The organism is Streptomyces koelreuteriae (assembly GCF_018604545.1).
Lineage (GTDB): Bacteria > Actinomycetota > Actinomycetes > Streptomycetales > Streptomycetaceae > Streptomyces > Streptomyces koelreuteriae.
In genome coordinates, this window is sequence record NZ_CP075896.1 from 245,709 (window position 1) to 258,096 (window position 12,388).

The window sequence follows — 12,388 nt, forward strand, 5'->3', positions numbered from 1 at the left end:
GTCAGTCCCGGCGGTCCTCGGCCGACTTCCGCTCCTGGGCGGCCAGTTCGCGGTACTCGGCGGCCGGGTGGTCGGCCCTGACACGAGGTCCGCCGCCCGGGCCGTGCAGGCGTTCGCGCAGGGTTGCGGCGGTGGGTTCCTCCGGGAGCCGGCCTCGGGAACGCAGCTCCGGGACGACCAGGTCGACGAAGTCGGCGAAGGTGCCGGGCGTCACGGCGTAGGCGAGGTTGAAGCCGTCGATGTCCGCCTCCTCCACCCAGCGTTCGAGCTCGTCGGCGACCGCGGCCGGGGATCCCACGACCACGGGCCCGATGCCGCCGATGCCCAGGTAGCGGGCCACCTGGTCGGGGGTCCACCGGCGGCTCGGATCGGCGGTGGAGAAGATCGCGAGCGCGGAGCGCACGGCTTCGGTGTCGACGTACTCCAGGGGCTCGTCCGGGGCGAGTTCGGACAGGTCGAGGCCGCTCCAGCCGCCGTAGAGGGCGAGGGCGCCCTCATAGGAGGCGTAGGAGATCAGGTCGTCGTACTTGGCCCGGGCCTCCTCGTCGGTGGGGGCGGTGATCGCGGTGAGCAGGATGAAGATCTTGACGCCGTACGGGTCGCGGCCCTCGGCGGCGGCCTTGGCCCGGATGTCGTCGACGACACGGCGGGTCGCCTCCGGTGTGACGGCGTTGATGAAGACGCCCTCACCGTGCCGGGCGGCGAAGGCCCGGCCGCGCGGGGAGGCGCCGGCCTGGAAGACCACCGGGGTGCGCTGCGGTGACGGCTCGGACAGGAACACGCCGGGCACGGTGAAGTGGCGGCCCTTGTGGGCGATGTCCCGGATGCGGTCGGGGTCGGTGAAGACGCCCCGCTCACGGTCGCGGACCACCGCGTCGTCGTCCCAGGAGTATTCCCACAGCTTGTAGCAGACCTCGAGGAACTCCTCGGCGACCTCGTAGCGGTCGTCGTGCCCGACCTGTTCACCGAGCCCCAGGTTGCGGGCCGCGCTCTCCAGGTAGGAGGTGACGACGTTCCAGGCGATCCGGCCCTTGGTCAGATGGTCGAGGGTGCTGAGGGTGCGGGCGAGCTTGTACGGCTGCTCGTAGGTGAGGGAGACGGTCACGCCGAAGCCGAGGCGCTCGGTCACCGCGGCCATGGCGGAGACGGCGGGCAGCGGGTCGGACAGCGGGATCTGCGCGCCCTGGCGGACGGCGGCGTCACGCGAGCCCTGGTAGACGTCGTACGCGCCGAGCACGTCGGCGATGAAGAGGGAGTCGAAGCCGCCGCGTTCCAGCAGCCGCGCCAGGTCGGTCCAGTAGGCGAGGTCGGTGTAGCGGTGCGCCTGGTCGTCGGGGTGCCGCCACAGGCCGGGCGACTGGTGGCCGACGCAGGCCATGTCGAAGGCGTTCAGATGGATGCGGCGGGTCATTTCAGGGCTCCGGAGGACAGGCCGGCGACGAGCCGGCGCTGGGCGGCCACGGCCAGGACGTAGACGGGCGCGATGCCGATGAGGGAGACGACGGCCTGCTGGCCGAACTCCACGTTCTTGTCGCCTTGGAAGAGGGAGAGCAGCACCGGCAGGGTCTGCGCACTGCTGTCCTGGGCGAAGCTGAGGGCGAAGAGGAACTCGTTGTAGCTGAGGAAGAAGCAGATCAGCGCGGCGGCCGCGACACCCGGCGCGATGAGCGGCAGGACGACCCGCCTGAGGCTCGCCCAGGGTCCGAGTCCGTCGAGCCAGGCGGCCTCCTCGATCTCCTTGGGCACCTTCCGTACGAAGCCGTCCAGCAGCCAGATCGCCACCGGCACGTTCGCCAGACCGTCCACGAGGGCGAGCCCGGTGACGGTGTTGTTCAGCTCCAGGTTCCGCAGCAGATAGAAGAGCGGCAGGACGGCGACGACGGGCGGGGCGCAGTAGCTGGACAGCACCAGGGTCGCGAGCCGTCCCCCTCTGCGTCCGGCCCGAGCCGTGAAGTAGGCGCCCGGTACGGCGATCGCCAGCGTGAGGATGACGGAACCGGCCGCGACCGTCCAGGAGTTGACGATGTAGTGGCCGACCTCGACGGCCCGGAAGGTGTCGGGCCAGTTCCGCCAGAACAGGTGCGAGGGCAGCAGTCCGCCGTTGAGGACGTCGTCGCGGGAGCGGACGGAGAGGGAGACGACGTACAGCAGCGGTACGGCCATGAGCAGGGCGATGACCGTGAGCAGCGCGGTGACGCCGGTGGGACGGCGGCGCCCGGCCGGGCGGTGCAGGGGCTTCTCGGTCTCGGGTTCGGCCCCGACCTCTTCCCGTACGGCTTCGAGCGTGGTCACACCGCCACCTCCTCGTACTTCTTGCGGCGGATCGCCACCAGACTGGTGACCAGGCCGATGAGCAGGGAGAACAGCACGGTCGCGGCCGCCGCGCCGCCGACGTCGAACTCCTGCAGGGCGGTGCGCTGGATGTCGTACGTGCTCGTGGTGGTCGAGAAGCCGGGGCCGCCGGACGTCACGACGTAGACGATGTCGAAGACCTTGAAGCCGATCACCAGCTTGAGCAGCAGGACGGACAGCAGGGTCGGTTCGATGTACGGCAGGACGATCGAGCGGAGGGTGCGCGCACGGCCGGCGCCGTCGAGGGCGGCTGCCTCGCGCAGTTCGTCCGGTACTCCGAGGAGCGCGGCGTACACGAGCAGCATCACGAAGGGTGTCCACTGCCAGCTGTCGATGACGACGAGGGTGATGAACGCCCCCGTACCGCTGCCGAGCGGATTCACGCCGGGCAGTCCTGCCGCCTGCAGGACGCCGTTGAGGGCGCCGCCCACCGGGGCCAGCAGCAGCTTCCACGCCACGCCGACCATGACGGGCGGCGTGACCAGCGGAAGCAGCAGGAGCGTGCCCAGCAGGCCCGGGCGGGCGGCCCGGGCACGCAGCAGGAGCGCGAGGGCCGTGCCCAGCACCAGTTGCACGGCGGCGGCGAGCACCGCGAAGAGCACCGACCGCCACAGCGAGCCGGTGAACGACTGGCTCTCCAGCGCGGTACGGAAGTTGTCGAACCCGGTCCAGCGTTGCAGGGGCCGGGCCAGGGTGGAGTCGGTGAAGGCCAGGCCGATGACGTAGACGAGCGGGTAGGCGGCGAAGACCGCGAGGAAGGCCACGGACGGCGCGGCGAGCGCTCCGGGGACCCGGGCGGCCGTCCTGGCTGTCATCCGGAGGCTCCCTTGAGTTCCTTGGCCCAGGCGCGCTGCGTGTTCCCCAGGGCGGTCTTCGCGCTCTGCTTGCCCTGCAGGCCGAGGGCGAGCTCGTCCACGAGGGTCTGGAGCAGATCGGGGGCCTTGGGCACGGTCGGCCAGGGCAGGGGGTCGCCCGCGAGGCCGGTGCGGACGACCTCGTAGGAGTCGGGCGAGTTCTTGCGGAACGCCGAGGAGCTGAGGGTGCTGGTGCGGATCGGGTCGGCGCCCGCGTCGGGCCGGGCGAGCACGAGGAGGTTCTGCTGTGCGGCGGTCGCCCACTTGATGAAGGCGGCGGCGGCCTCCTTCTGCTTCGACGCCGTGGACACGGCCAGTCCGAAGCCCGCGTCGAGCGAGGTGCGGGGCCTGGTGTTGTCGCCGCCGACGGGGAGGGTGGTGACGGCCCACTTGTCGACGACCTTGGACTGCTTGGGGTCCTGGGCGCGCTTGGCGAAGTCGGTCCAGAAGTCGAGCATGGCGCCCTTGCCGTCGAGGAAGGCGGGCAGCGCCTGGTCGAAGCCGATCTGCAGCGGGGTGGGCAGCGCGCTGGGCGCGGCGTCGAACAGCACCTGCGCGGCCTCGATCGCCTCCGGGGTGTCGAGGGTGGGCGCGCCCGAGGCGTCGAGGAAGGAACCGCCGTATCCGGCGAGGCGGTTGGCGAAGGCGCAGCCGAGGATCACGGGGACCTGCTGGGCCTCGATGATGGTGCCGTAGTACTTGCCCCTGGCGTCCTTGGTGATCTTCGCGGCTATGTCGTTGTACTCGTCCCAGGTGCGGGGCGCCTCGACCTTGTGCCGCTCGAAGATCTCGGTGTTGTAGAAGAGGATGTGGGTGTCGCCGTCGTAGGGCAGGCCCCAGCGCTTGCCGTCGTAGCGGGTGTACGTGTCGTACAGGGACGGCAGGAAGTCGCTCTCCTCGATGTCCTTGTGCGCCTTGATGTAGGCGGTGAGGTCCTCGATGACACCGCCCTCGGCGAGGGTGCCGACGGCCGCGTACCAGTACATGAAGACGTCGAACTGGCCCGCCCCGGACTGCACGTCGAGCACGGCCTTCGCCGTGAGCTTGTCGTACGGCACGGGGGTCACCGACAGCTTGGCGCCGGTGGCCTCCTCGAAGGGCTTGCTCAGGTACTTGAACGACAGGGCGTTCGGCTGGTTGGCCAGGATCTTGAGGGTGACCCCGTCGAGGTCGGGCTTGGCGGTCGGGTCGAGCGCGACGGATTCGGAGGAGCCGCAGGCGGTCAGGAGCGGTCCGGCGGCGGCGAGGGCGGCGGCACCGCCGGCGGCGCGCAGCAGGTGTCTGCGGGAGAGCGGGGAACGCGACAGGCGCGGGGTCGGGGTCATTTGGTGGTTCTCCTGGCTTCTTCTTACGTGTAGAGGGTGAAAGGCGCGTGGGTGCCGTTCAGGAAGTGGTCGCCGACCTCGCGGAGCTTGTAGGCGACGGGGTCGTGCAGGGTGTGGGTGCGGACGTTGCGCCAGAACCGGTCGAAGCCGTGCGCGGAGGCCGTCGCCCTCGCGCCGGTGACTTCGAGGATCCGGGCGGTGATGTCGAGGGCTGCCTTGGTCGAGGCGACCTTGGCGGCGGCGACGGTGACGGCGATCTCGCCGCGCTCCTCGGCAGTGAGGTCCTGGCCCCGGTCGATGCCGCGCTGGACGGCTTCGGCGGCGTGGTCGGCGAGGAGCCGCACCGAGCGTGCGGACACGGCGAGTTCGCCGTAGGTGGCCAGCGTGTAGGGGTCCTGGGTGGCGGAGTCGACGCCCGACAGCAGCCACGGGCGGGTGGTGTCGCGGGTGTACTCGGCGGCCGCGGCGAGCGCGCCCTCGGCGATGCCCAGGTAGAAGTGGACGAAGACCAGCTGGATCGCGGGGGTGACGAGGGTGGCGAACGGGGTGAGGGTGCCCGCCTCCTCGGAGAGGGACCCGATGATGTCGTCCGCCGCCACCGGCACGGCGTGGAATTCCACGCTGCCGCTGGCCGAGAGCCGCTGCCCGAAGTTGTCCCAGTCGTCGTGGCGTACGACGCCGGGGTGGGCCGGATCGAGGAAGACGACGACCGGTTCGCCGGTGTCCGTGCGGGTGGCACCGGCGACGAGGCGGTCGGCGACACGGGCGCCGGTGGCGAAGCTCTTGCGCCCGTCGAGCCGGAAGCCGTCGCCCTCGGGGGTCAGGGTGACGTCCGGGTCCCGGGGGTTGAACGCCCCGCCCCACAGCCACTGTCCCTCGGCCGCGGCGCGCTCCAGTCGCTCGACGATGGCGGGCTCGCCGAAGAAGCGCGGGTTCCAGGACAGCAGGTAGTGGTAGCCGAGGAGTTGGCCGATCGAGCCGTCCCCGGCGGCGATCTCGCGGATGACGGCGTAGGCGGTGCGCCAGTCCGCTCCCCCGCCGCCGTACTCTGCGGGAACCAGCAGCGTGAGCAGCCCGGCCGCGCGCAGCCGTTCCACCTCCTCGAAGGGCGGCTTGTTGGCCTTGTCGCGCTGGGCGGCGTCCTGGGCGAGGTCGGCGGCCACGGCACGGGCGGTGGCGATCCAGTCGGTCGTGGTCATGGGGTCCTCAGACGATTCCGTTGGCGGGCGGGGCGACCCCGTTCAGGGCGTGGTTGCCGAGGTGCTGGATCTTCCAGCGGCGCGGGTCGTGCAGGGTGTGGGTGCGGGCGTTGCGCCAGTGCCGGTCCAGGCCCCGGCCGCCGGTCACGGACCGGGTGCAGATCAGGGCGAAGACGTCGTTCGCCACGGTCAGCGCGGCGGTGTCGGCCTGGGCGCGGGCGGCGGCCACGGCGACGGAGGCCTCGGCCGCGAGGCCCGCGTCGTCCGACGCGGAACGGGCCGCGTCGATGCTGTCCCCGGCCCGGTCGAGAAGGGCCTCGGCGGCGCGTACGAGCAGGGCCAGCTCGCCGAACCTGTGGATCACCAGCGGTTCCTCGTTCGCCCGGTCGGCGCCCGACTCGCCCCACGGCCGGGCGATGTCCCGGATCAGCTCACCGCCCTCCTCCAGGGCCCCGCGGGCGATGCCGGTGTCGACGGCCGCGTGGATGAACTGGCCGAAGGCGCCGAAGACCTCGGGCCGTTCGAAGGTGAGGTGGTGGGGCACCACCCGGTCGGCGGGCACATGTACGTCCTCGAACCGCACGGTCCCGCTCGCGGTGCCGCGCTGCCCGATGCCGTCCCAGTCGTCGACGACCGTGACCCCGGGGGCGTCGTACGGGACGAAGGCCGCGGTGAGGCTGTCGTCCGGGCCGAGGGCGAAGACCGGGATCCAGTGGGCGAACAGGGCTCCCGTGGAGTAGTTCTTGGTGCCGGTCAACGTGTAGGAGCCGTCGGGGCGGGGCTCCAGGCGGGTGGCGAACTCCAGGGCGTGCCGGGTGCCCTTCTCGGCGAGGGCGTTGCCGAACCTGCGTCCTGCCAGCAACTCGGCGTAGAACAGGTCGCGTTGTGCGGCCGTGCCGTTCTCCTTCAGTACCTCGACGAAGAAGAAGTGGTTCTGCGGGATCTGGCCGATGCTCGGATCGGCGGCCGAGAGCAGCCGGACGACCTCTCCGAGGGTGCGGGCGCCGACGCCGGCGCCGCCGTGGGAGCGGGGCACGGTGATGCCCAGCAACCCGGAGGCGGACAGCCGGTCCAGTTCGGCGCGCGGCAGGATGCGCTCGGCGTCGCGCAGGGCCGCCTCGCGGGCGAACTCGGCGGCGAGTTCGCCCGCGACGGCGACCGCTTCGGCGTCGTCGGCGATCACTTGCGTCATCGTGGGTTTCCCGCGCCCGCGAAGGGGACCTGGGCGGCGGCCGCGACCCGAGGGAAGGGGTGCTTCCACAGGCCCTGTGCCTCCAGCCTCGGCAGGACGCCCTCGCCGAACCAGTAGGCCTCCTCCAGGTGGGGGTAGCCGGAGAGGACGAACTCCTCGATGCCGAGGGCCGCGTACTCCTTGATGCGCTCGGCGACCTCGTCGTGGCTGCCGACCAGGGCCGTGCCCGCCCCGCCGCGCACCAGACCGATGCCGGCCCACAGGTTGGGGTGGATCTCCAGGGCGTCCCGGCTGCCGCCTTCGTGCAGGGCGAGCATGCGCTGCTGCCCCGTGGACTCGCTGCGGGCGAGCCCGGCCTGCACGGACGCCACGGTCTCCGGGTCGAAGCCGTCGAGCAGCCGGTTGGCCTCCGCCCACGCCTGCTCGGAGGTGTCGCGGGTGATGACGTGCAGCCGGATGCCGAAGCGGACGGTGCGGCCCTGCTCGGCCGCCAGCTTCCTGATCCAGGCGATCTTCTCGGCGACCTGCGCGGGCGGTTCGCCCCAGGTGAGGTACACGTCCACGTGACGTGCGGCGATCTCTCCAGCGATCGGCGAGGAGCCGCCGAAGTAGACCTCGGGGACCGGGTCGGGCACCCGGGCCAGCGTCGCGTCCGCCACCTGGAGATGCTCGCCGTGCAGATCGACGGTCTTGCCCTCCCACAGCTCCCGCACGATCTGCAGGAACTCGCCGGTACGGCGGTAGCGCGCGTCCTTGTCGAGGAAGTCGCCGTAGGCGCGCTGCTCGTGGCTCTCGCCGCCGGTGACGACGTTGAGCAGCAGCCGTCCACCGCTCTGCCGCTGGAAGGTGGAGGCCATCTGCGCGGCGAGCGTGGGCGAGACGAAGCCGGGCCGGAAGGCGACCAGGAACTTCAGCCGCTCGGTGTTCTGACTGACCATCGCCGTCGTCAGCCACGCGTCCTCGCACCAGGCGCCGGTGGGGGTGAGGGCGCCGACGAAGCCGAGGTCCTCTGCGGCGCGGGCGATCTGGCTCAGGTAGGCGACCGTCGGCGGCCGGTCCCGGCCGGAGGCGGTGGCCGGGGTGCCGTGGCCGCCGCCGACGACATGGCGGCTGTCGCCGTTGGTGGGGAGGAACCAGTGGAAGGTGAGGGACACGAGGGGTCTCCGATCGTGAGGTGGGGGGCGGGTCAGAGCAGGCCGTGCCGGGGCGGCCGGGTGCCGCTCAGCACATAGCGGCCGATGTGCTGGACCTTCCAGCGGGCCGGGTCGTGCAGGGTGTGGGTGCGGGCGTCGCGCCAGTGCCGGTGCAGGCCCAGGGAGTCGAGCGCGGCGCGGGTGCCGGCGACCTCGAAGAGGGCGCTGCCGATCTCCACGGCGGTCTCCGCGGCGGTCACCTTGGCGGTGGCCACCGCGATCGAGGCCTCGGCGGCCGAGTCGTCGGTCAGGTCGCCCCGGGCGGCGTCGACCGCCCGCGCGGCCTCCCGCAGCAGGGCCTCCGCCGCCCGGAGGCGGATCGCGAGTTCGCCGAACCGCTGGATCAGCAGCGGATCCTCCACGGCGGTCTCGAAGCCGCTCTCGAACCAGGGCCGGCTCTTCGTACGGACGAACTCCACGGCCTCCGCCAGCGCCCCGGAGGCGATCCCCGCGTCGATGGCGGCGTGCAGCAACTGAGCCACGGCTCCGTGGAGTTGCGGTCCCTGGAAGGTGAGATGGTGGGGCAGGACCCGGTCGGCGGGGACGGGCACCCGCTCCAGACGGACCGTACCGCTGGCGGTGGTGCGCTGCCCCATGCCGTCCCAGTCGTCGACGACCGTCACGCCGGGGGCGTCGCTCGGCACGTACGCCACATGCAGGGTGTCGTCCTCGGCACGGGCCAGGACGGGGATCCAGTGGGCGAACAGCGCGCCCGTGGAGTAGTGCTTGACGCCGTCCAGGACGTACGAGCCGTCCGGGCGCAGCGCCAGCCTGGTGCGGATGTCCTGGACGTGCTTGGTGCCGGCCTCGGACTGGGCGTTGCCGAACCGCTTGCCCCGCAGTACCTCACCGAAGAAGAACTCCTGCTGGGCGTGTGTGCCCTGGCGGCGCAGCACGTTGACGTAGACGAAGTGGCTCTGCGGGATCTGGGCGAGGCTGGCGTCGGCGGAGGCCAGCAGCCGGAAGATCTCGGCGAGCGTCTCGGTGCTCACGTCCGCGCCGCCGAACTCGCCCGGGACACTGACGGCCGACAGCCCCGAGGCGGAGAGCCGTTCCAGCTCGGCGTGCGGGAGCCTGCGCCGTGCGTCCCGTTCGGCGGCGTCCTTGCGGAAGTCGGCGGCCAGGTCGGCGGCGACGGCCAGGGCCTCGGCGTCGTCGGCGATCACATGGGCCGTGCTCATCCGGTGGCCGCCAGTACGGTCGTACGGCCGCCCAGCACGGTGGAGAACTGGTCCGTGACCTGGGCCAGGGCCTCGGCCGAGCCGGGCGCGACGGCCAGGGAGCCGTCGTCGCTCACGGTGATGTCCTTGTCGAGGGTGAACCAGCCCGGGACGATGTGCGCGGCGCCCATGGAGCTCAGCACGGGACGCAGGGCGTAGTCGATGGCCAGGACGTGGGCGACGGACCCGCCGGTGGCGAGCGGCAGGACCGTCTTGCCGGCCAGCGCGTACTGCGGGAGCAGGTCCAGCAGGGACTTCAGCAGCCCGGAGTAGGCGGCCTTGTAGACGGGGGTGCCGACCACGACCCCGTCGGCCTGCTCGACCAGGGCGGTCGCCCGGACGATCTCGGGGTGGCGGAAGTCCGCCCCGAGGAGCGCCTCGGCGGGGATGTTCCGGACGTCCAGCGGGATGACCTCGTGGCCCTGGGCGGTGAGCCGGGCGTCGAGGTGGCGCAGCAGTCGCTGGGTGCGGGAGGTGGCGGAGGGGCTGCCGGACACGGACAGGATGGTGGCCATGGGGGTGTTCCCTTCGTGGCTGTTGCTCGGGCGGGCGGTGATCAGGCGTGGGCCGCTGCGGGCTCGAAGTCGGCCTCCTGGGCCTCCAGTTCGCGTACGAGGGGCAGCACCCGCTTGCCGAAGTACTCGACCTCCTCGTGGTAGTGCAGGAAGCCGAGGAGGAAGAGGTCGACGCCGAGCCGCTTGTAGGCGACGATCCGTTCGGCGATCTGCTCGGGGGTGCCGATGAGGCCCGTGCGGAAGCCGTCGTTGTACTGGACGAGGTCCTCGAAGCCGGAGTCCTGCCACATGCCCTTGCCATCGGCGGTGGACTGCCCGGCCTGCCGGACGGCGTCGCGGAAGCCGTGCACGGCCTCGGTGTCGGCATGGGCGACGATCTCGCGGAGCTGCTCGCGGGCCTCGGCCTCGGTGTCGCGGGCGATGAGGAAGCCGTTGAGTCCGAACTTCGGGGGCGTGCGGCCGGCCTCGGCGGCGGAGGCGCGTACGTCGGCGATCTGCTCGGTGACGCCGTCGAAGTCCTTGCCGTTGCTGAAGTACCAGTCGGAGACCCGGCCGGCCATGGCGCGGGCGGCGGTGGAGTTGCCGCCCTGAAAGATCTCGGGGTGCGGGCGCTCGGGGGTGTTCAGCGGCTTGGGCTTGAGGGAGAAGTCGCGCACCCGGTAGAAGTCGCCGGCGAGTTCGGCGTGGTCCTCGGTCCAGATGGTGCGCAGGGCGGTGATGAACTCCTCCGCGCGCCGGTAGCGCTCGTCGTGCTCCAGCCACGGTTCGCCCAGCGCGGTGAACTCGCCCTTGAACCAGCCGCTGACGACGTTGACGGCGAAGCGGCCGTTGGAGAGGTGGTCGGCGGTGGCGCCGAGCTTGGCGAGGACGCCCGGGTGCCACAGGCCGGGGTGGACGGCGGCGATGACCTTCAGCCGCTCGGTGGCGAGCAGCAGGGCGAGGCTGAAGCTGGTCGACTCGTGCTGGTTCTCGGCACCGTAGCTGGCCATGTAACGGACCTGGCTGAGCGCGTAGTCGAAGCCGTTGTTCTCGGCGAGGACGGCCAGTTCGCGGTTGTAGTCGTAGCCCCAGTCGGTGCGCTGCTCGACGGTGCTGGTGACGAGGCCGCCGCTGACGTTCGGCACCCAGTAGGCGAAACGGACGGGGTCGGATGCGGGCGGTACGGGCATGGGGGACTCCTGGGAGAGCGGAAAGGCACGCGAAACACACAGGCGTCGGCACGAAATCGTGCTCGCGAGGGGAATTCAGACGCGCTGGAGCAGCGGTCCCGGGAAAGCCGTCAGGGCGACGGAGAACGTCCGGGACCGGAATTCAGGAAGGGAGAGGGCGCAGAAAGCGGGTGGGAGGGTTTCCCTCGGTGCGCTGCGCTCAGACGCGGCTGCGACAGCAGGAGCTGGAGACACGCGCGAGATCGACGTGGCGTCGCTGCGTGAGGTCCAGTCGCTTCATGTCAACGATCCAACCAAGCGTGGGTCCGGCCGGTCAAGCAGACCGGGTGGTGATTCCACATGGTGAGAGTCGGTATTCACGAGGTTGTGACAGGGATTCCCTTGAACCGGGCCCGCGGCGGACGCAGTCTCCTGTCGTGCGTATAGAACAGCTGGAATACATCGCCGCCGTCACCCGGTTCGGTTCGCTGCGGCGTGCCGCCGAGGAACTCCACCTGTCCCAGCCCGCGTTGAGCGAGACCGTGCGCAATCTGGAGCGGGAACTCGGGGTGGACCTGCTGGAGCGCAAGCGGTCGGGGGCGAAGGTCAGTGACGAGGGCCGGGAGCTGCTGCCGCACATCATGACGGTGCTGGACGCGGTGGACCGGCTGCGGGGCGCGGCCGGCGACCAGCACCGCATCAGCCGCATGGTGCGGCTCGGCACGGTCAACACGGCCACCGTGCCGCTGCTCATCCCGACCGTGCGGGAGTTCCGCTCGGCGCACCCGGCCACCCAGGTCGAGGTGGTCGGCGCGCAGCAGGCCGACATCCACCGCGGGCTGCTGGAGGGCGCCTACGACCTGGGGCTGGTGAACTACCTCCACGGCGACGACATACCGCCCGGCTTCGAGACGACCGAGCTGCTGCGCGGGCGCCCGGTGGTGTGCGTACGCCCGGACAGTCCCCTGGCGGCAATGGACGCCGTGGACGTGGACAGTCTCCTCGCCGAGCCGCTCATCGTGATGCGGTCCGGCTACGTCATGCACCGCTACGTCCACCGGCTGCTGCGCGGCCGGACGCCGTCCTTCTCGTACTCCACCGACGGCGCCGAGATGGGCAAGCTGATGGTCGCCGAGGGGCTGGGGGCGACGGTGCTGCCCGACTTCAGTGTCATCGGCGACCCCTTGGAGCGGCGGGGCACCCTCACCGTACGGCCGCTGGCCGGGGACGAGACCGATGTGCTGCTGGTGCTGCAGCGCCGCCATGCCGTCTCGGTCCCCCGGGCCGTGCGTGATCTGCACACGCTGTTCGTACGCAACGCGGACGCGCACCGGGCGTCGTGAAGCGGGGGCCTCCCGGGGCCGAACGGGTGGTTCGCACACTCCGTCGG

The 12,388-nt window shown here is 71.5% G+C and carries 12 protein-coding genes; 1 reads left to right on the forward strand and 11 read right to left on the reverse strand.

Features of this window, described 5'->3' with window-relative positions; all coding sequences use genetic code 11:
- Position 1 precedes the first annotated feature (1 nt).
- The 11 genes from KJK29_RS01080 to KJK29_RS39310 form a co-directional block, all read right to left on the reverse strand.
- On the reverse strand, positions 2 to 1,411 hold the full coding sequence (locus tag KJK29_RS01080) for an LLM class flavin-dependent oxidoreductase (protein WP_215116683.1): 1,410 nt from the start codon (positions 1,409 to 1,411) through the stop codon (positions 2 to 4).
- Complete coding sequence (locus KJK29_RS01085) at positions 1,408 to 2,292, reverse strand: carbohydrate ABC transporter permease (RefSeq protein WP_215116684.1); 885 nt, start codon at positions 2,290 to 2,292, stop codon at positions 1,408 to 1,410. The genes KJK29_RS01080 and KJK29_RS01085 overlap by 4 nt, the downstream gene beginning before the upstream one ends.
- A complete protein-coding gene (locus tag KJK29_RS01090) occupies positions 2,289 to 3,167 on the reverse strand; it encodes a carbohydrate ABC transporter permease (protein ID WP_215116685.1) in 879 nt (292 codons plus the stop codon). Before KJK29_RS01090 ends, KJK29_RS01085 begins: the two co-directional genes overlap by 4 nt.
- Positions 3,164 to 4,531: an ABC transporter substrate-binding protein gene (locus KJK29_RS01095; protein ID WP_215116686.1), complete on the reverse strand. Its 1,368-nt coding sequence runs from the start codon at positions 4,529 to 4,531 to the stop codon at positions 3,164 to 3,166. The genes KJK29_RS01090 and KJK29_RS01095 overlap by 4 nt, the downstream gene beginning before the upstream one ends.
- A 23-nt stretch (positions 4,532 to 4,554) precedes the next feature.
- A complete protein-coding gene (locus KJK29_RS01100) occupies positions 4,555 to 5,730 on the reverse strand; it encodes an acyl-CoA dehydrogenase family protein (protein WP_215116687.1) in 1,176 nt (391 codons plus the stop codon).
- A 7-nt stretch (positions 5,731 to 5,737) separates the two neighbouring features.
- Complete coding sequence (locus KJK29_RS01105) at positions 5,738 to 6,922, reverse strand: SfnB family sulfur acquisition oxidoreductase (protein WP_215116688.1); 1,185 nt, start codon at positions 6,920 to 6,922, stop codon at positions 5,738 to 5,740.
- Entirely contained in the window at positions 6,919 to 8,076 is a 1,158-nt protein-coding gene (locus KJK29_RS01110) for an LLM class flavin-dependent oxidoreductase (RefSeq protein ID WP_215116689.1), read from the reverse strand. The genes KJK29_RS01105 and KJK29_RS01110 overlap by 4 nt, the downstream gene beginning before the upstream one ends.
- Before the next feature lie 32 nt (positions 8,077 to 8,108).
- Positions 8,109 to 9,296, reverse strand: coding sequence for an SfnB family sulfur acquisition oxidoreductase (locus KJK29_RS01115; RefSeq protein WP_215116690.1), 1,188 nt, complete (start codon positions 9,294 to 9,296; stop codon positions 8,109 to 8,111).
- A complete protein-coding gene (ssuE, locus tag KJK29_RS01120) occupies positions 9,293 to 9,850 on the reverse strand; it encodes an NADPH-dependent FMN reductase (protein ID WP_215116691.1) in 558 nt (185 codons plus the stop codon). The genes KJK29_RS01115 and ssuE overlap by 4 nt, the downstream gene beginning before the upstream one ends.
- Positions 9,851 to 9,891: 41 nt before the next feature.
- The gene (gene sfnG / locus KJK29_RS01125; protein WP_215116692.1) at positions 9,892 to 11,019 is read right to left on the reverse strand and encodes a dimethylsulfone monooxygenase SfnG; all 1,128 of its coding nucleotides are present in this window, start codon (positions 11,017 to 11,019) and stop codon (positions 9,892 to 9,894) included.
- 199 nt (positions 11,020 to 11,218) lie between these two features.
- Positions 11,219 to 11,299, reverse strand: coding sequence for a putative leader peptide (locus tag KJK29_RS39310; protein ID WP_370869189.1), 81 nt, complete (start codon positions 11,297 to 11,299; stop codon positions 11,219 to 11,221).
- Between the two features lie 136 nt (positions 11,300 to 11,435).
- Here KJK29_RS39310 and KJK29_RS01130 point away from each other — a divergent pair, with 136 nt between their 5' ends.
- Positions 11,436 to 12,341: a LysR family transcriptional regulator gene (locus KJK29_RS01130; protein ID WP_215116693.1), complete on the forward strand. Its 906-nt coding sequence runs from the start codon at positions 11,436 to 11,438 to the stop codon at positions 12,339 to 12,341.
- Positions 12,342 to 12,388 lie beyond the last annotated feature (47 nt).

Bases quoted from the DNA above. Each gene is read 5' to 3' on its own strand.
- KJK29_RS01080 (WP_215116683.1), bottom strand. From the start codon at position 1,411: ATGACCCGCCGCATCCATCTGAACGCCTTCGACATGGCCTGCGTCGGC.
- KJK29_RS01090 (WP_215116685.1), bottom strand. From the start codon at position 3,167: ATGACAGCCAGGACGGCCGCCCGGGTCCCCGGAGCGCTCGCCGCGCCG.
- KJK29_RS01095 (WP_215116686.1), bottom strand. From the start codon at position 4,531: ATGACCCCGACCCCGCGCCTGTCGCGTTCCCCGCTCTCCCGCAGACAC.
- KJK29_RS01100 (WP_215116687.1), bottom strand. From the start codon at position 5,730: ATGACCACGACCGACTGGATCGCCACCGCCCGTGCCGTGGCCGCCGAC.
- KJK29_RS01105 (WP_215116688.1), bottom strand. From the start codon at position 6,922: ATGACGCAAGTGATCGCCGACGACGCCGAAGCGGTCGCCGTCGCGGGC.
- KJK29_RS01115 (WP_215116690.1), bottom strand. From the start codon at position 9,296: ATGAGCACGGCCCATGTGATCGCCGACGACGCCGAGGCCCTGGCCGTC.
- ssuE (WP_215116691.1), bottom strand. From the start codon at position 9,850: ATGGCCACCATCCTGTCCGTGTCCGGCAGCCCCTCCGCCACCTCCCGC.
- sfnG (WP_215116692.1), bottom strand. From the start codon at position 11,019: ATGCCCGTACCGCCCGCATCCGACCCCGTCCGTTTCGCCTACTGGGTG.
- KJK29_RS39310 (WP_370869189.1), bottom strand. From the start codon at position 11,299: ATGAAGCGACTGGACCTCACGCAGCGACGCCACGTCGATCTCGCGCGT.